Source organism: Candidatus Nomurabacteria bacterium (genome assembly GCA_023898665.1).
Taxonomy (GTDB): domain Bacteria; phylum Patescibacteriota; class Saccharimonadia; order Saccharimonadales; family HK-STAS-PATE-42; genus HK-STAS-PATE-42.
The window spans coordinates 550,677-569,564 of the sequence record CP060233.1 but is presented as its reverse complement, the minus strand read 5'-3'; the positions used below and the strand labels follow the sequence as shown (position 1 = coordinate 569,564).

Annotated in this window: 16 protein-coding genes and 2 tRNA genes; 11 read left to right on the top strand and 7 right to left on the bottom strand. The window is 38.0% G+C overall.

Annotated elements, in window-relative coordinates; translation table 11 throughout:
- Window positions 1–110: 110 nt before the first annotated feature.
- The gene (locus tag H6799_03140) at window positions 111–1,580 is read left to right on the top strand and encodes a PD40 domain-containing protein (GenBank protein USN97340.1); all 1,470 of its coding nucleotides are present in this window, start codon (window positions 111–113) and stop codon (window positions 1,578–1,580) included.
- A gap of 78 nt (window positions 1,581–1,658) precedes the next feature.
- Window positions 1,659–2,912, top strand: coding sequence for a CapA family protein (locus tag H6799_03135; protein USN97339.1), 1,254 nt, complete (start codon window positions 1,659–1,661; stop codon window positions 2,910–2,912).
- Here the strand turns inward: H6799_03135 and H6799_03130 are convergent.
- The gene (locus tag H6799_03130) at window positions 2,898–3,671 is read right to left on the bottom strand and encodes a M15 family metallopeptidase (GenBank protein ID USN97338.1); all 774 of its coding nucleotides are present in this window, start codon (window positions 3,669–3,671) and stop codon (window positions 2,898–2,900) included. The genes H6799_03135 and H6799_03130 overlap by 15 nt on opposite strands.
- Before the next feature lie 32 nt (window positions 3,672–3,703).
- Between H6799_03130 and H6799_03125 the strand changes: the two genes are divergently transcribed.
- The 7 genes from H6799_03125 (at window position 3,704) to trpS (ending at window position 10,523) form a co-directional block, all read left to right on the top strand.
- A tRNA-Gln gene (locus H6799_03125) sits at window positions 3,704–3,778 on the top strand.
- A gap of 199 nt (window positions 3,779–3,977) precedes the next feature.
- Complete coding sequence (locus tag H6799_03120; protein USN97337.1) at window positions 3,978–4,337, top strand: hypothetical protein; 360 nt, start codon at window positions 3,978–3,980, stop codon at window positions 4,335–4,337.
- 137 nt (window positions 4,338–4,474) lie between these two features.
- Window positions 4,475–4,768 carry a hypothetical protein gene (locus tag H6799_03115; GenBank protein ID USN97336.1) on the top strand — a complete coding sequence of 98 codons (294 nt, stop codon included), beginning with the start codon at window positions 4,475–4,477 and terminating at the stop codon, window positions 4,766–4,768.
- 159 nt (window positions 4,769–4,927) lie between these two features.
- Window positions 4,928–7,645: an efflux RND transporter permease subunit gene (locus tag H6799_03110; GenBank protein USN97335.1), complete on the top strand. Its 2,718-nt coding sequence runs from the start codon at window positions 4,928–4,930 to the stop codon at window positions 7,643–7,645.
- 19 nt (window positions 7,646–7,664) lie between these two features.
- A complete protein-coding gene (locus H6799_03105) occupies window positions 7,665–8,531 on the top strand; it encodes a hypothetical protein (GenBank protein USN97334.1) in 867 nt (288 codons plus the stop codon).
- A gap of 460 nt (window positions 8,532–8,991) precedes the next feature.
- The gene (locus tag H6799_03100) at window positions 8,992–9,582 is read left to right on the top strand and encodes a hypothetical protein (protein ID USN97333.1); all 591 of its coding nucleotides are present in this window, start codon (window positions 8,992–8,994) and stop codon (window positions 9,580–9,582) included.
- 29 nt (window positions 9,583–9,611) lie between these two features.
- Window positions 9,612–10,523, top strand: a complete 912-nt coding sequence (trpS, locus tag H6799_03095; GenBank protein ID USN97332.1) for a tryptophan--tRNA ligase — start codon at window positions 9,612–9,614, stop codon at window positions 10,521–10,523.
- Between the two features lie 116 nt (window positions 10,524–10,639).
- Here the strand turns inward: trpS and H6799_03090 are convergent, their stop codons facing one another.
- Window positions 10,640–11,080 carry a hypothetical protein gene (locus tag H6799_03090; protein ID USN97331.1) on the bottom strand — a complete coding sequence of 147 codons (441 nt, stop codon included), beginning with the start codon at window positions 11,078–11,080 and terminating at the stop codon, window positions 10,640–10,642.
- Window positions 11,081–11,149: 69 nt separating this feature from the next.
- Entirely contained in the window at window positions 11,150–12,475 is a 1,326-nt protein-coding gene (obgE, locus tag H6799_03085; protein USN97330.1) for a GTPase ObgE, read from the bottom strand.
- Between the two features lie 340 nt (window positions 12,476–12,815).
- Between obgE and H6799_03080 the strand changes: the two genes are divergently transcribed.
- The gene (locus H6799_03080) at window positions 12,816–13,139 is read left to right on the top strand and encodes an FKBP-type peptidyl-prolyl cis-trans isomerase (protein ID USN97851.1); all 324 of its coding nucleotides are present in this window, start codon (window positions 12,816–12,818) and stop codon (window positions 13,137–13,139) included.
- A 10-nt stretch (window positions 13,140–13,149) separates the two neighbouring features.
- Here H6799_03080 and H6799_03075 read toward each other — a convergent pair whose 3' ends face one another.
- Both H6799_03075 and opgC read right to left on the bottom strand, forming a co-directional pair.
- Window positions 13,150–14,454, bottom strand: coding sequence for a sodium:glutamate symporter (locus H6799_03075; protein USN97329.1), 1,305 nt, complete (start codon window positions 14,452–14,454; stop codon window positions 13,150–13,152).
- 115 nt (window positions 14,455–14,569) lie between these two features.
- Window positions 14,570–15,670 carry an OpgC domain-containing protein gene (opgC, locus tag H6799_03070; protein ID USN97328.1) on the bottom strand — a complete coding sequence of 367 codons (1,101 nt, stop codon included), beginning with the start codon at window positions 15,668–15,670 and terminating at the stop codon, window positions 14,570–14,572.
- Between the two features lie 144 nt (window positions 15,671–15,814).
- On the opposite strand from opgC, the gene H6799_03065 reads away from it, so the two are divergent.
- Window positions 15,815–15,889: transfer RNA gene (locus H6799_03065), tRNA-Gln, on the top strand.
- Window positions 15,890–16,122: 233 nt separating this feature from the next.
- On the opposite strand, the gene H6799_03060 is transcribed toward H6799_03065, so the two are convergent.
- Entirely contained in the window at window positions 16,123–17,499 is a 1,377-nt protein-coding gene (locus tag H6799_03060; GenBank protein USN97327.1) for an aldehyde dehydrogenase, read from the bottom strand.
- A 92-nt stretch (window positions 17,500–17,591) separates the two neighbouring features.
- Complete coding sequence (locus tag H6799_03055) at window positions 17,592–18,863, bottom strand: recombinase family protein (protein ID USN97326.1); 1,272 nt, start codon at window positions 18,861–18,863, stop codon at window positions 17,592–17,594.
- Between the last annotated feature and the right edge of the window lie 25 nt (window positions 18,864–18,888).

Below are 18,888 nucleotides of genomic sequence, written 5' to 3'. Positions count from 1 at the left end.
TTAAGTAGCGTAGTTATTACAATATAAACCATCAAAATACTTGCATTACGCTAATGTTTACTGTTAATCTGGTATTAAAGCAAACTATTTAAAGCAAGATAATAAAAAATATGGCTCAAAAGAATTTCAAGAAAATCTTAACAGTAGGATTGGCTACGCTAATACTTAGCGTGTCCGCTTTACTCGTTACAAAAACCAACGCTGTCTTTAAAGGGCCGGATCCTGTAACTAATGGTAGGATTGTTTTCTCAACAGCTAGTGGTAAGACTATTATGACGACTCTTCCAGATGGTAGTTCACCAATAACACTATTTAATGATCCAGATGCAGCGATAGTCGGAGACCCAGTATGGAACCCGAACCATACCAAAGTCGCATTTGTAATGGCTAAGAACGGCCAGACTCACATCTACTTGCTAGATTCAGAAACTCCTAATCAAACACCTACTGCATTAACTTCTGGCTCACAAGAGTCAGGTGGTACAGACCCTTCTTGGTCGCCAGATGGTGACTACTTACTATTTGCTAGACAAGTCGGTAGTGCTTCTAACATATTTATAATGGATGCTGCTGATGGAGCCAACCAAACACAATTAACATCTGGATATACAACCTCTGGGCGTCAAGCCTTTGATCCACAATGGTCGCCAATTTCTGGATCAAAACAAATAGTATTTACAGTAGCAGATACACAAAGCACTCCGACAATTAACTCAAACATCCATACCGCTGAGATTAACTCAAGTAATGATGCACTTGAAAGCGGGAGTGATGTTGAACTCGATGGAGCCAGTTGGAATGCTTCTGATGGAGCAGATAAAATACGTGGGGAGTATGATCCTCAATTCTCTCCAGACGGTTCAAAAGTAATCTTTGTTAGGATGACCGAAGGTGGGTCATTCACAATCGGTACTGCACTTGCAGATAACTCTAGCACTGCTTTCACAACCGTTATACCTAACACAGTTACTGGAGGTTCAGTATTTGACCCAGCTTATTCGCCAGATGGTAACTATGTATCCTTTGAACCAAAGAATAACTTATTAAGTGTAGGTCCGGCAAAAGTATATAATGTTGCAACTGGTACTGTAGCTGCTTTCTCATCATCAGCAGCGGAGCTAGACTGGACCTATGCTGCAGAAGGTCAAGAAGTACCTGAATTACCAGACGTTTCGGTTGAATGTACAACTGAAGTTGGTAAGCCATGTACTGTAAGTATTCCTGCATATTGTACTAATACACTAGAAACCGCTCCATTACACGGACAGAGTGTGGTAACACAAGCAGATGATGTAACTCAAGAGGGTTCTCTAACTTATACTCCAACACCTGATTCTAATGGTAAATATAGCGAAGCTGAAGAAAATTATGTTCATGTAAGATCAGACAACATTAGTACTGCAAGCTGTTTTGTAAAGATTAAGTTTACTAAGCCAAGTGGAGTTGTACCTAATATTCCTAAGACTGGTATAGTTGGTGGGCTCGCCGGACTTGGTCTAGCTGCCGCAATCGCTGGTGGTGCAATTTACGCAAAAGAGTATAAAACTAAAAAAGCTAAAAAAGTTGGATCAGAGAAGTAATAACTACTAATCAATCATTAACTTAAGCTAAAATAAACCACAGGAAATCAAAACTCCTGTGGTTTACTCACTAGATAAATGAAAAAATATATACCAATTAATCACACTAAACTTAAAACGCTCAAAAAGCCTAAAACGCTTAGAAATACTGCAATCCTACTCGCAGCTTTAATTGTTACCACTATAATTCTTTCAGCACTCCAATCGAAAGAAAACACTGCTAACAATACTAAAGCTATAGACAAGCCTTCTGATAGCACACATTTAACTGATGATAATAAAAGTGTTGATCTAGCTATGGTCGGTGATATGTTGCCTCACGAAACTGTTACAAATGCAGCAAGAAAATCTGATGGTGGCTATGATTATTTAAAACTAATTTCACCAGAACTGCAAAAAGTTTTTAAAAAAGCAGACCTAAGATTTTGTAATCAAGAATCAGTAAGTTCAGCAGAGTTAGCAGTTAGTGGCTATCCTGCTTTCAATGCACCTCTAGACTTTGCAAGAGACATTAATGTCTTCGGCTGCAACTTGATATCCACTGCGAATAATCATGCTGCTGACAAAGGCTTAGCTGGCATTAAAGGCACACTTAATGCCTGGGATAAGCTAAATCCCCTTGCTATATCAGGAATGCACAGGAGTGTTGAAGAAGCCGAAAAATTACAGGTTACAGATAAAAATGGCATAAAAATTGGATTTACTGCTTTTAATGAATTTAATAACATTAATCTTCCACCAAGTGAGACTGGTGTAAATATGCTTTCAGACTATAGGTTACTTGATCAACAGGTCAAAAACTTACGAGAAAAATCTGATGTAGTAATAGTCTCTGTCCATTGGGGGAGTGAAGACTCGCATAATCTAACATCTTCCCAAAAAGAATACGCCAAAAAGATTGCAAACTTAGGCGCAGACATAATAATTGGTACTGGTCCTCATGTTTGGCAACCTTATCAAGAGATTAAAAGAACCGATGGTGGGACTACTTATTTATGGAACTCTATTGGTAATGGCTTAAATTCTCAAACAAAGCAAGACCAACTTTTCTCCGCCGTTGCTCTGATGAAAATATCAAAAGATAAAGATGGTAAAATAACCATCTCTTCTCCCAGAGTGTTGCCAACGTACATGCACTACATATGGGGAAGTGGAGTAGGTCTTACTCAGAATAAATTATTAGCAAGAAAAAACCTTCAATGGACTATACTTAACGGATCACAGAGTCTAATAGATAGGCGGAATGATTTTAAAACTACAGAAGCAGACCAGGAGAATAAACTAAAAGAATATTTAGCAAACTCTAAAGTCGAAGTGCTACAAAGCTATTAAGCTTAATGAACTTAAATACTCCTCGTAAGTTATTCTCTTTTCAAATATTTCTTTTGCAATATCTTTACCGACATATCTAAAGTGCCAAGGCTCATATTGATATCCTGTAATGTCAGTTTTGCCGTCAGGATATCTCAAAATAAACCCGTACTTATAAGAATTATCTGCAAGCCATTTTCCTGCTTGTGTATCACCAAAACATACTTCCAAATAGCATTTTTTATCTTTATAGCTTAAATCAAATGCTAAGCCTGTTTGATGCTCGCTGTGTCCTGGCTCTGCAGAGAATTTTTTAGCTTCTTCTAGACCATATTGTTTTACATAATTATTAAAGTAAAAGCTTTGTGATTTAAAAGACCTAAAGCCACTATTCATAACTAAGTCTAACTTAGCTGATTTTGCATCGTTCAACATTTTTTCTAAACTAGGCCTAATAATTTCTCGAATAGACTGCTCATCTCTGGAGTCACTTGAGCTAGTTTGTACTTTAGGGATTACTAAATCTCCGGGCTTATAATCTTCCGGATTTAGAGCATAAGTTTTGTTTACTAAAACATACTGACTGGTAGGAGATTTTATATCAAGTTGAGTTTTTTTTGTCTCTTCAACCTTTTTTTCAGCATCTTCATTCTGCTGAGCTTGTTGAGTATTATTACTTTCATTTTTTTTATCTGATCTTAAAAAATAAGCCAGAGATGAAAAGAGAAGAATAATCAGAGAGGTAACTAGTAGTTTACGTAGGAAAGCTTTTGATACCATATGGTAAAATTATAACAGTTTCGAAAACAGAATGGGGCGTGGCCAAGTGGTACGGCAGCGGTTTCTGGTACCGAAGATCGTAGGTTCGACCCCTACCGCCCCAGCCAAACGCGACGTTAGAATTTCAGACCCATATTCTAAATTCTAGTCTGGCGTATGGACAATATAATTAGATCAATTGAAGATGCTCTTGAAACAAAGAATTACTTTGGTGCTCTTTTCATGGCTGTCTGCATCCCGGAAATTTGCGGTAAAATCGAGTTTTCAAATAGCAAACGCCCATATAGGGATTGGTTTGACAAATATATGCCGGAGGTTTATCAAAAGCACCTATCAGGAAGCGATGCGTATGCGATCAGATGTGCCGTACTTCATGAAGCAAGTAATACCTTATCTAATCACAGAGCGCGCGATGTTCTCGATAAGTTTTTCTTCACATACACAGGCAATCATCTAAATACTTTCAATAATTTCAATGGGGATAACCAAAGAAAATGTGTTTTATCTTATGATACATACTGCACTGATCTGATTTCCGCGTTCAGGATTTGGCAAGAAACAACTCTCGCTAATGATGAAGAAACCAGAGGTCGATTTAATGAATCAGAGAGTTTGCGACTTCAAATTGACGTGGGAGATTCTATTCCAGGCGTAAAGTTTAGCTAAGGTGTACCAGACCCACCATCTCAGCCAAGAGTCCGAAATATCGAGTACCGTTAAATATTGACATAATTTATTTTAATAATTATAATCGCTAAATTATGACTTTTATTTCGAGTGAACCTGCATTTTTAGAAACCAAAGTGCGACAAGACACGATTGAAACGTTGACTAGGTTCTCATGCGAAGGACTTGCTGAATTGGCGGTTAGGTACAAAGATGATCGTAGCAAATTTATGCTGGATTTAGTGGCCGAAGCTTCTGTTGCCACTATTGCACAGCTTGAAGACGGAAGTCGTGGTCCGTTGCCAAAAGATAGAATGTCTCGTCGCAAAGAATTTGGAGCAAGGATCGACCGGCTCCGGCTTTCAAATGCATACAGAGATATTTTTAGCTTTGCAGTTGGCGCTGAAGACGATTTGACGCACCTATTTTAAGCAGAGAAGTTATGAGATTTGGCTCAGGTTCCAGATCGAGACGCTCAGCCAGACATTATTTTAATCGGTTAGGTAAATCTAATTCTCTTCTGCTACGTGATATCAGGCCTATTCCTGCTATACTAAAGTAGTAATAAAAATAACTAAACTAAACTAATTATGTTCAAAAAAAAGTTAAAGAATGAGAATAAAGGAAAATTAAGTCTATTGCAAAAATTTAGTCTGTTTTTCTTTAAGAACAAAAGGTTTAGTTTGTTTGCCTGGATTTCACTGCTAGTACTAGGTCTCGTTACTTATACTGGTTTAATTCAAAGAGAAGGATTCCCAAGTGTTCAAGTCCCTATCAGTGTGGTAAACGCCAATTATTTTGTAGGTGATAAAGAAAAGGTTGATAGCGAGGTAAGCCTACCAATATCCAATGTTTTAAAAAGTGTACCACAAATAAAAGAAGTCTCTTCCACCTCTACAGATAACTTTGCCAATATATTAGTTACTTATCGGGATGATGTTAGCTCAGAAGAGGGCTCTAAATTAACTAAAGAAAAAATTGATTCAACTAGTCTACCAACTCAAGTAAAGGTTGAGTATCAAACAATCGATGCTTCTAAGTTCGCTAACGAATATAATCTTTTAGTAGGAGTTTATTCAGAAAAAAATAATGATATCACAGATACATCAAAAGCAGCAGAAGGTCTTGCGACTAAGCTTAAAGAGGTAGATGGAGTTGCTTCCTCAAAAGTTATCCCACAACTCCAAACTGCACTAGATCCAAGAACTGGTCAAGAAAGTAAGATTCAAAATAGCTTCGATATTTTAGGTGTAGAAAACGAATCGACTGGCAAAGTAGATTTCTTTAATACCGTAAATATAGGTGTTAAGTTTAAAGAAGGACAAGATGCACTTGAAGCCTCAGATAACATTTCTAAAGCTATAGAAGATTATGTAAGCTCCGGAAGCTTAAATGATTTTAAAGCAACTGTTTCTGCAGACTTTGCACCGCTAGTTCGCTCACAAATCTCTAGTTTACAAGAGAACATGCTCGAAGGCTTTGTAATTGTTGCTCTTATAAGCTTTATTTTAGTCAGTTGGAGAGCTGGATTGGCCACTGCGCTTACAATGGTAAGTGTCATACTTTCTACAGTAACTCTACTGTATTTATTTGGGGTCACATTAAATGTAATATCTCTATTTGCACTGATACTTTCTTTAGGATTAATAGTAGATGACGCGACAATCATCTCTGAAGCAATTGACTCGTTTAAGGATCATAGTGCTGATCGATCAGAGGTTGTAAAAGAAGCTATAGGTAAGATTGCTAGAGCCTCAATGGCAGGCACGTTAACAACTATATTTGCTTTCGTACCGATGCTCTTTATTAGTGGTATTCTAGGAGGATTCATAAGAGCTATACCAATTACTATTATTATATCTTTAGCTCTTTCACTAATACTTTCATTAAGTCTGATACCTTTCTTTGCCAGCGGGTTTCTACTTTCAAAACCAAAGAAGACCCCGAGACTTAATCCAGTTCAAAAGTTTGAAAAATACGCCTCTACAAAACTCTCAAATTTAATTAGATATGCAGGTAGAAATCGTAAAAAAGGAGGATTTATTACCGCCGGATTTATTCTCCTAAGCTTAATGGCCACCATGGTTGGAGGCACTTACTTCGGCAAGGCTGGATTTGATATTTTCCCTAAAGAAAAAGACAGTACAGAGCTAGCTATAAATGTAACGTTTAGGCCGGGATCTTCAATTGCGGATGCTATAGAGCAGTCATCTGAAGTAAATAGCATTATTTCGCAAGAATCAGAATTTATTAAACAAGTCACTTATTCTGGAACAGGTACAAACCAAAACGCCTCTATTTCTATTACGTTAACAGAGCTCGATGAAAGAGAGGATACATCTGTTCAAATCGCCAGTCGACTTCAAGATTCATTTAATAGTCTAAAATCTCAAGGTATATTAGCTACTGCTTCTAGCTCGGGTGCTGGTGGACCAGGCGGAGATTTCCCGCTTGAAATAAGAGTAATGAGCGATAATAAAGAGGCTGCATCTGAGCTACTATCAGAAGTAAAGACTAAGCTATCGCAGGAAGACTTTATGACTTTAAGCGGTAAAGAGTTTAAAGTGTCTAAATTCTTAGTCTCAGATACTGATACAATAATTAAGCGGATAGATAGCCAAAGCTACACATCTTTGAGCGTAGGATTTGATACTGACTCGAGTACAGAATTGATCGAAACAACAAGAACATTTGTTAAAGATAATATTAACCCAGAGGACTTTGGTTTACCAAAAGATGCTTTGGTAACTGATGCTGGATTTGAAGAGAGCAATCAGGAGTCATTTAAGTCTATGATGATTGCCTTCCCGATCATGCTACTCGGTATGTATATACTACTTGCTGTTCAATTTAAAAGCTTACTACAGCCAATTTTTATATTTTTAGCTATACCATTTAGCTTCTTAGGAGTTGGAATGGGTCTTTACTACACAAATAACTCTGCGAGCTTCTTTGTAATGCTTGGATTCTTTGCTCTAATCGGAATTGCCCTAAATAACACAATCTTGATTACTGATTTAGCCAACCAAGAAAGAAGAAAAGGAGTCGGTAGAATTGAATCTATTGCACGAGCACTACAAGCTCGCTTTAGACCTCTTCTTACAACAAGCATAACTAGTGTAGTAGCATTAATACCTTTAGCCCTACAAGATCCATTCTGGCAAAGCTTAAGTGTCACATTAATCTTCGGACTTCTCTCAAGTACACTCCTGGTAATTCTATGCTTCCCTTACTATTTAGTAGCCGTAGAAGTCCTCAGATCTGCAGGTAGAAAATCAATTAGAATAGTCAGAAGAAAAAAGAAATAACTCACAATACCATAAGAGTATGGCTTTAAAAGATACTAAAGCTAAAGAAAATGTAAAACTTAATATAAAGTTTTACTTACTAACTTCTTTAGCGGTAATCTTCTTGCTAATTGCCAATTCAGCCCTATGGGTGAATAGAGTAATATTTAACACTAATAACTTTAGTGAAATTACAGCTGCTTCTCTACTTTCAGAATCTAGCAGAAAAGCAGTATCTAGCGAAGTTGTAGATCAGGCTCTATCAGAAAGACCAGTTTTAAAAAGTCTGGCAGAAGAAAGAGCTACAAACTTTATTTCGAGCTTACTAAAAACATCTCAAGTAGAAAACTCTGTAAATAAAGTATCTTCAAAACTTCAACTAGCTTTTACAAGTAATAATAATCAGAATATTGAATTTGATCTATCAGGTATTAAACAAACTACTACAAACTTAATTAATCTGAGTAATAATAACAACTTATCAGAAAAGATTGAAAGCAGTTCAGTTCCAGACAAAATTACTTTACTTGATACAAGCAAATTACCAAAGTTTTATAACCTGGGGACTCTATTTATGTGGCTAGCTCCAATAACTTTTATATTAGGAGTATTAATTCTCGCTTACCCTCACATAAAACAAAAGAAGATATTAAATAATTTACTTTGGAGACAAGGTTTAATAGTTCTTTTAGGCTATTTATTAGGTTTACTGCTTGGCCCGTTATTTAGACCTCTAATTTTATCTCAATTTAAGAATATAAATTTAAGAGTAGTCGCTGAAAACTTATATAACAGCTTTGTCGGTAGCTTTAACTCTCAAATACAATTGATGCTATTTTTAGGTTTAACAATGGTTCTAGTTCCCCTGTTTACCAATCTACATAAATCTTTAAATAAAAATAAATAAAAAATCCATCATTGACTTAAGCTTAATGAAGTGATATTATAAAGATTATGAAAAGTTTAATATCAGTTAGAACTTGGCGTGCTACTTGGCTTAAGGTAAGTAGCTTCTAATTCGTATTAACTAAAAACTCGTTTTTAACCTCCGCTACTTACTCCGGAGGTTTTTTATATCCAAAAAATTTAATAAGAAAAGGAAAATAATATGGAAAGTTTTATAGATACAAAAGAAAGAATTGATAATTACGAAGTTCCGATAATGCCTTCAGGGAGGTTACTTTGGCGATTCTAGCTACACAATAAGTCAAAAACATGCCAAGATAATCGAGAGATCAGCTAGTGTTGGCGAGGCAATAGTGGTTTATGTGCTAAGTTGCCCCGATTATATTCAACATCATAAAGATGACACTATAACGGACCAAGTGAATGGTAATATACCCTTAAAGACTCAACAAAGAATAAATATGATTTCGGATGTTCTGCCTGACGCAGAAATCAAAATACTGCTGGCAGACTCAGAGGTAACACATGAGGGCAAGATAAAAGACCCTGAGCACTTTTTGGAAGCTATCTGTACTTCCCAAGAGAGAATAGCGGTGAAGTATCCTAAAGTAACTACCTCAACGTTCTTCACAGAAGCTGGTGGCAAGTCCGAGTTTATGGAGCTAGTAGATCATTTTTACAAAGTACTTAGAGAAAAGGTAAAGATAAGTTTCGAGCTAGTGAATGGAAGAAACATAGATAGAAGACTGTCGACACTTCTGGAGTATGAGAGGGCTGGCACTGGAGGAAGGTTAGCTGGGAGAGGAATAAATATTGACCCCATGACATTAGCGGAGAGAGTACTAAAGAACTCTTTTGCTGAAATGCTAGCAGTAGGAGAGCTAATTAGGGCGAAGCATTCTAAACCAGATGGAACTTGCACAGCAGTTGTAGTATTTGATCAGAGCCAAATTACTAGTTTATTAAACGATGGTGACAAACACGGGTCTAAACTTAAAAGTGGCCTTTCTCCTGTTCCCCTCATTCTAGCCAATAGCACTTCTACTGTATAATCAAATTTAACAAGAAAAGGAAAAATATCATGCAAAAAGTTTTAACGGGCCTGAGGGCCAATGACGAGCTAACCATTGGTAACTATTTAGGTGGGATTGAACCAATGGTCAGAATGGTGAATAAATTATCCCGAAAATATAAGTTTCAAATGTTTTTACCAGACCTTCATTCATTCACGACGCCAATAGACCACTCCAAACTTTATGACTCAGTAATGAAGAACATCAGGATGTTTGTAGCCGCGGGAGTGCCCATTGAAGATCCGGACTTTAATCTTTATAGGCAAAGTCGAATCCCTGCACATTCCGAACTATGTGTAATCTTGAACAACTTAACTAGCTATGGCGTACTAACAAGAATGGTTGAATTCAAAGACAAGGCATCGCGAGGTGATACAGAATTTGTTTCTGTAGGCCTATTTGATTACCCTGTCTTGATGGCGGCCGACATATTGCTGTATGGACCGACCTATGTGCCGCTTGGCGACGATCAGCGTCAGCACGTTGAGCTAACGAGAGATATTGCTGAAAGATTTAATAACAAGTTTGGTGAAATTTTTGTAATCCCAGCCCCAATTCAAGAGCAAGCTAGGTTTGTGGGACAACAAGAGCAAGTACGTATTATGAGTTTAACAAACCCAGAAAAGAAGATGAGTAAGTCAGTAAAAGATCCAAACGGAACAATTCTACTTTCAGATGATCCTAAAGCTGCAGCCAAAAAGATTATGTCTGCGACAACTGATAGCGTAGGAAAAATAAACTTCGACAAAGTAAATCAGCCAGGCATTACAAACCTTCTAGTGCTGCTGGCATTACTTGAAGGAAGACCTCAAGAAGATATTAACCAAGAGTTTGTTGGCCAAACTCAATATGGCGAACTCAAAAAAAAGAGTCGCCAATGCAGTCGAAAAAACTTTAACAGAGCTTCAAGAAGCCTATAAAAATGTGGATGAAACTAAGCTTAAAGAAAAACTAGAGGAATCAGAAGAGCAGATGAGAGAGATTGCTAATCAAACTCTATTAAAAGTCCAAAAAGCAGTGGGATTGAGGCAATAGTCTAAACCTTCTCAACCTTAAAACTTACAAAGCAAGCAATCAAGCAAAAAATAGTGCCCCATAAAATATCCAGTGGGTCGCTCACATTTGGCTGGTTCAATAAGTTCATTCCAAACTTAGTCTCAATTAAAATATTTTGTACTAAGCCGATTAAAGTTCCAGCTAAAATACTTAACTTAAAAATATTAGATCTATTAAGCTTAGTAGTCCTAGTTAAAAGAGATCCAACGATGAATCCTCCAACTAATGCCAGAACAGTAGAGTCAACATTACCAATAAAGTTAGGAATATTAATAATCTCGGGTAAATTTAAATCAAGATTAAGCTTAACTTGATGGATTAACCAATATATTAAATATATTGAGATTAAGCCAATGAAGTTTATTCTAAACTTATATTTTTGTTCAAAATCCTCAAAGTAGTTTATAACTTTACTAAACATAAGTTTAAGTTTAGCATTAAAGATTAATAGATTCGGCATGCGCCGGGATGACATTTTTCTTGATGAGAGTTAATCCCAGATTTGATCTTCTCGTGGGAGAAGTTTATCCCCGATCTTTAATCTAAAGTCGCCACCTGCTTCATAACCCATTCTCTCTAGACGTCCATAGATTCTCGTTTTTCTTAATATGTCATATAGCCTCTCTACAGAATATGGATTTGAGTAGTCAGTCCTGATTGCAAAACGCTCTATTTCTTCTCCAGAGATTATGTAATAGTTACTATCTTTTTTTATATCCCAGGATTTACGTACACCCATTTTTTCTTTTAATGGAACTCGAATTGTCTCAATCTCTTCTAGGCCGTCATTATCTTCTAAAGATATTGAGTTATTTTTATCGGTTCTTAGTATAAGTTTTTGGAGATCTTTAAGGAGCTCTTCGGTACCAATATGGGCAACTGATGAAATTGCATATATTTTAACTTTTGTTCCTAGCTTTGTTTCTTTCTTAAATTCTGCAATCTTTTTTTTGACCTCAATATCATCTATGCCATCAACTTTAGTAAAGGAGATGATTTCTGGTTTATCGGCAAGAAGCTTAGAATAACTTTTTAGCTCTCTCCGGATAGTTAGATAGCTGTCGCTCGTATCATCACTCCAGAAGTCAACAAAATGGAGGATTACCTTGCTTCTTTCTATATGCTTTAAGAATTGTATTCCAAGACCTTTTCCACTTGAGGCTCCTTTTATCAAACCCGGAATATCAGCAATCACAATCCCCTTTTTATCAACAGTAGCAATTCCTAAATTTGGAATGAGAGTTGTGAAAGGGTAGTCAGCTATCTTAGGCTTTGCTTTAGTGACTGAGGCTAAAAATGTAGATTTGCCAGCATTTGGCATACCGACAAGCCCGACATCTGCAAGCAGTTTGAGCTCTAACCTAAGCTCTTTTTCTTCACCTGGCTCACCCTTTTCGGCAACTCTAGGGACCTGCCGTTTTGCACTTTTAAAATGGGCGTTACCAAAACCGCCATCACCACCTCTAGCAACTATCGCGCTTTGACCAACCTTAGCGATGTCGGCAATTAAGTTATCGTTCTTATCAAAGACCTGAGTGCCAACCGGTACTTTAACAATTTTATCTTCTCCGTTAGCTCCATGCATATCTTGCTTAAATCCGTTCCCGCCTCGTTCAGCCTCAAACTTTTGCTTAAACTTAAGATTTTGTAGAGTATTTAAGTTGGAATCTCCAATAAGAATAACGCTACCGCCATGACCACCATCTCCACCATTAGGGCCGCCCTTATCAATGTACTTCTCTTTACGAAAAGCCACGACTCCATCTCCGCCATCACCGGCTTTAACAAGTATTGTAGTATGATCAACAAAATTCATAAGTTAAATATTATTATAACAGATCTAAAGCACATATTTAGTCAATATTTATTCATGAATTCTATAATAAGAAGTTTGCTATAATCTTAATTTCAAATAAGATAATTAATTTATGCCAAAAAGAAAGAAAAACAATAACTACTCAGCAATAGCAGCTTTGATTGCAATCTGTTTATTTGTAGCAGTACCACTTGCAGCTCCATTTATAACTAGAAAACAAAATGCGGAGAACCAGGACGCAGCTCAAAAAGCTTTAGAAGATTTGCAAAAGCAACAGACAGAGTCACAAAGCGAAGAAGCGCCTAAAGAGGTAGATGAAAGCTTTAAACAATCAGGAGATATAACGACTATGCAAATTATAGATTTGGTTACAGGAACAGGCCAAGAAGCTAAGTTGGGTGATAAGATAAAAGTAAAATATAAAGGAGCTTTAGCGGCGGATGGGACGGTCTTCGATAGCAATTCAGAAGGGGTAGAGTTCCAATTAGTGGAAGGTGCTCTAATTGATGGATGGATCGAAGGTATACCTGGTATGAAAGTAGGAGGGAAACGCAAACTAGTTATCCCATCAGAAAAAGGCTATGGGGCAGAAGGAGCAGGTTCATCTATCCCAGCTGATGCCGATCTAGTGTTCGAAGTAGAACTTGTCTCAATCGCTAACTAATAGTTAATTATTAACTATTAGTTACTGGGCGCTTTTTAAAGTAAAATAATCCTAAAAGTAGCCAGAAGATAGTTATTGCTAAGCAAGCTATTGTAAATATTTTTAAACCGACCGCAAAAATAATTGGCATCGAAAGAGCAGTTACAATTCCGCCTCCCATAAACGGCTCAAATAGCAACTGCTTGTAGCCGAAGGATTCAACTGCACCCGTTTTATTTTCTTTATCGACCATCTCCGCGAATAACAATCCAGTAGCAGTCATTCCCATAGATTGACCCATAGAAATGATTGCATTTTCGAACCAGTGATCACCAAACATTCTTCTTGCTAAAAATACAAAACTAAGCAAAATCCATAATACTCCGCTTAGGTATAAGATTATAAAGACTAAACCATCTTTATTAATAAAATCTAAAGACATTGTCCCAACTGCAGTCATTATTAATACTCCTAATGTAAAGGCAGAAATTAAATTAATAATTTCTCTAGATATAGTTAGCTTAAGTTTAGTAGAAATTAGCTGAGCGATCATTCCTCCGAACATACAGAAAGTAAACAAGGGTAGATAATGCACCACTAAATTAACATTCTCACCCCTTAACAAAATCTCAATTAAAGATAAACTCTTATATAAGAGCCAGCCGAACCCAACTCCAGTTACTACTAATAGAGCATGTCCTGCTAAACGCCATATCGTAATATGTTCCCTAAGCTTAACTCCCTTTGATCTAATCTCCTTTATTACTCTGTGATAATAAACCTCATTACGTTTTAGTTTAATGCCTTCATCTCTAATAAAATAACCCTTTTTTGCACCCCAATTAATTAATAAAATTCCTGAGATTAATGCGGTTACTAAACTTGCCGTTGCCAATCCAATTGCTAGCTGTCTACCTGTTTCAAACCCTAACTCGTTAAACACTGGAGTCATCCCAGCAACTGTACCATGACCCCCTTCAAAACTTATCTCTATTAAGGATGCAGTAATTTGGGGCATATTAAATAGAGGAATTAGTATTAATAATGTAACTACTCCTCCGATAGCATATTGGCCCCAGGCTAAGGTCTGCCCGAAAGCAATTTGCGGGCCGGCAAGCCTCCACATCTTTTTAAACGATATAAGAGGCCTTCCCAAAAACAAACACGCAAATACAATATTTATTAGATATTTAGGGATCTTAACCCAGTTTTGAAAATACTCAGCAGGGAAGCTCATAAAAGGTAAGACCTCACCAATTGATTGAGGACTAAGAATTAATAATAAGATTCCTGCGCCTAAACCGGTAGGTAAAAAACTCCTTCTAATTAAAGGCATACGTACGACTACATAGCCTGCGCTTAAAGCAGCTCCTAAAATAGCTGTCTGTATAAGGATAGAGATAATCACTTATTAATAGACTATAACAAAAAATTTAATCTAGCGCTTATGCTTATCGAGGGATGTATTTAAATAAGATCTTCATTTTTGTTAGATACCAAACTAAGCCTACAAAAGCCGTATTTAATAAAGTGTTTAAATACCAAGGTAAACCGCCGGGAATTACCAAATTAGTAAAAAATAACAAAATTGCACTAATAATATACACGTATAGAGAGTTTTGACCTAAAGTTATTAAAAACCATCCTAAATACTTTTTAATCTTTTCTTCGTATTTTTTTACTAAAATAAATAACGCTGAGAACCAAACAAAAAATAGGAGTAGTCTTAAGGGTTGCATAGGTATTTTATCAAAATGACTTCTTAGTATATTAATCGAGTAATCTCGTGCTCCGCTAACATCAAAACTTAAAAACCTAGCGCTCCTACCAGGCGCGGCATATTCTTCTGCTATGGTAGTAAAAAACACACTTAAAACTAAGGTTAAGCCGGTAAAAACATATATTAAGTTAGTGATATTCTTTCTAACTCTATTACTTAAGCTTAGAACAAACTCTTCAAGAGAATTCTTATAATATCCACAAATGACTCCGATAAAAAATATAATTTGCCAACCGCCCATCATTGTTGATGTATTAATCCAAACAAAAAGACTACTTGCTAAAACAACTTGCCATAAGTTTTTTCTTAAGAGCCAGATTGCAAGTGGCGAAAAGAACAAGTAGACTGCATAAAAACTTAAAAAATCTGCCCAACCATAAGTAAAGCTTAAACTTAAGGCATTTGTTATAAAGGCTGAAATATTACCTTCAAAGTACTCTGGTTTAAGCCCTGGATTAGACTTAAAAAATATAGCTAATAAACTAAAAAATATTGTTAGTCCAACCGCCCATATATAAAGGGTTAAAGACCTGCTCCAGCACTTTTTAAAAATATCTTCAATAGGAGAACTAATCATCTTTGCCCCCCTTAACATGCCGATCATGATGCCCGAAACAAAAAAGAACCCTTCAGCTGCAGACACCCATTGTGCACCACGGCCAGTAAAAATTTCCCAAAAGCCAAAAGTCCTCATAAGGTGATCAATCATGATTACAAACAGAAAATAACCACGTAAAATATCAAATGTTAGAACTCTTTTTTCTTCCTGCATATTTAAAAAAACAAAAAAACACTAGATACTATACCCACTCCGGCATAATGATTAAGGGGCGGTTGACAGCCAACCCCTCTAGTGCAAATTTGATTATAGCAAATTGAACTGAAAAGCAGCTTCTGGTAAAATTAACAGAGTTAATGGGGCGTGGCCAAGTGGTACGGCAGCGGTTTTTGGTGCCGAAGATCGTAGGTTCGAATCCTACCGCCCCAGCCAAAAATTCGTAACAGAGGTAGACCCGGTTCCATGACCGGGCTTTGTTTTGCCTCCGATCTGTTGATCCGGTTCGAATCCATTCGCCTATATTTACATCAGGTTCGAACCGTATTCTCGTATAGATTTTAGCAACCTTATCTCTGATAAATTAGGTTCTAACCCGACCGTAATCCCCAGAGTGTTTGGACGCCAAAGACAGCGACCGCGTTTCATGACCGTTGCCTGAAACTGAATTATTTGAGTCTTGTAATGATCTTGATTTGGGTACCGGTGAGTAAACCTGCTGGACCGCATGTGCGACCGATTCCGGAAGCTTTATAACCGCCGAAGCACACCTCTGGATAATAATTGTGGACACCATTGGTAGCTATTTGACCGGCTTTAATTTCTTTTGCCACTCTCACGGCTCGCTCTTTATCGGCAGTGTGTACGTAGCCGCTCAAACCATATTGTGTGTTATTCGCGAGCTTTATAGCTTCAGCTTCGTCTTTAAATGTCATGACTGGCAAAACAGGTCCAAACACCTCTTCAGCCCAAACTGGCATATTCTCTGTTACGTTTGTGATGAGCGTTGGTTCAATGTACGCACCATCCATGTTTTTGGCTTTCTTTCCGCCAACAAGAATCTCGGCGCCTTGCTCAACAGATTTATTAATCTGGTCTAGGATAGGCTGTACTTGACGCTCAGCAACAAGACAGCTCACGGACACATCTTCTTTATCAGGGCTGCCAAAGTTAAGAGATTCAACTTCTTTTTGTACAGCCGAAATAAACTCATCGTAGATTGATTCCTGTACGAGTAACCGCTTCATCGCATCACACACTTGTCCGGTGTTGAAGAAACGATCGCTGACGACCTGTCTTGCTGTAGTTTCAATATCTACATCTTCAAATACTATTCCCGGGGAGCTGCCGCCCATTTCTAGTCGTACGTTTATGAACTTTTCCGCCGCCTTTTTGTAGAGAGTTCTTCCTACTTTACTGCTACCTATAAAACTAATGAAATCAACATCTTGGTCGGTAAGTATATCGCCAACTTCACCAGCACCATAAACCTGCGTAAATACACCTTCGGGAAATTCGGCAGTCTGCATGAGTTCATCAATAAGCTTACCGACTAGGGGATTTTCTTCCGAGTGTTTGAAAACGACTGTGTTGCCAGCAGCAAGGTCCTGTAGGACGCATTCTTTGAAGTTGGTCAACGGAAAGTTCCAGGCTGCAATTGCTGCAGATACACCGTATGGCTCATTATGCTGTTCGATAACTCCGTTCTCATCTTCGCGAATTGTGACAGGATTCAGCACCGATTCGGCGTTCTCAATTATCCAGGTAGTATCGTCAATGGCCGTCTGCACTTCACCCTTGGCGTCGGAAATTGGTTTACCCATTTCTTGGCTTATTAGCTTTGCTGCTTCATCAGCTCTCGACTTAAGTGCGTCCACAAATCTTTGAAGATAGGCTAACCTCTCGCTCACAGGCAGGGTCGCCCATGATTGATTGGCTTTTCGTGCATTTTTTACAGCTTCCTGAATCTCCTGTTCAGTACTGACCTCTACTTCGCCAAGCTTCTCATAATTTTTTGCCGGGTTTGTTGATACAAGTGTTGCCATGCCTCTTCCTCCTAGAAGATGTAGTTAAGAAACGCTCTCAATTCTAACCTATATTATACCAGCATATTTGTTTTGCGATTAAGCAATAATCTTCACTTAACTGCTAGAGTTCTATCTCTAATTACAAACTGACTCTTAATGCCCTCAACGAGCGCACCCTGCTCCTTATATGATCCCTGCATGAGCACATAAGTCGAGTATTCGGTCATCGGATCGAGTTGGCCAAAATCAATGTTTCGTATCCTTAGTGCTGATTCGACTATTTCTGTGTGCCTGAGCGCTTTTCTTGCAAGTTCGTCCGTAATCTCGATTACTTCCGTGTTCTCTGCGATGAAGCTGAGTAGCTGCTCCTTCAGCTCTTTTTCGTTCATGAACTTTTCAGGACACTCAGGATCTACCTTGCGCGTGCACCGATAGTAAACATGCCTGTTTATGCTCCCGTCTAGCAGGTGCTTGAACTTTTCTTCTGCCGTGATGCTTGCGCCACAAGACCCGCATTTGAAGATCTCTTTGAACGCAAAGTTTTTGGTGCCCCAAGCAGCCTTGAGTGGGATGAGTCGAGTGTCTTGAATTTGTCCAAATAGCGCTTTGCTAACCAGTGGCTTATGAGCACCTTGGTAGACTTTACCGCTTCCTTCTGGATACTCAAACTCTCCGTGGTAAAAGCTGTTATTTAGAATCACATATACTTGGCTGAGCGTTACGGCCTTGCCGGACTTGTTTGTGAACTTTATGTCATCAAGCCAGCGTTTGATCTGACGACCGCTCCAACCTTTGCCGGCTTTGTCGAATAGCTCAGTTATTATGTGTCCACGATCGGGATCGACAACTATGTCTTTAACTCCGCTAAATGAGCGGTTAATGTAACCTACTGGAGCATTGCCTGGTCGCCAACCCATTTCACATTTCGCTCGTATGCCCCGTTTTACATTAATGCCACGATTATCGTTCTCAAGTTTGGCTTGTGAGCATAAGATCATTAATAAAAACTTTTCATTCGGGTTATCCGTGAATGTTTGAGAGAATGTTCGAATTTGCAGCAGCTTTTTCTTATCCATCAGATCAACTAACGAGCCCAGATCACCTGCACACCTACTTAGGCGTGATGCGTCCCAGACCAAGCATGCATCATATTCACCTTTATCTATTTCTCTGATTAGCTGATTAAAAACCGGTCTTCTGCCTGAGTCCTTTGCGGAATGGCTTTCTTTAAGTACCTTTACAACGTTTAAGCCCTCGCGTTGTGCGAGGGCTTCCATTTCTTTAATTTGTGAATCAATACTCATTGCCTGACGCTCGTCGGACTCGGAAGACTTTCGAGCGTACAGGCAGTATTTAAGTGGTTGAGTATTTTCGTCCAGCATGGCTGTATTCCCAACAGTACCGCCA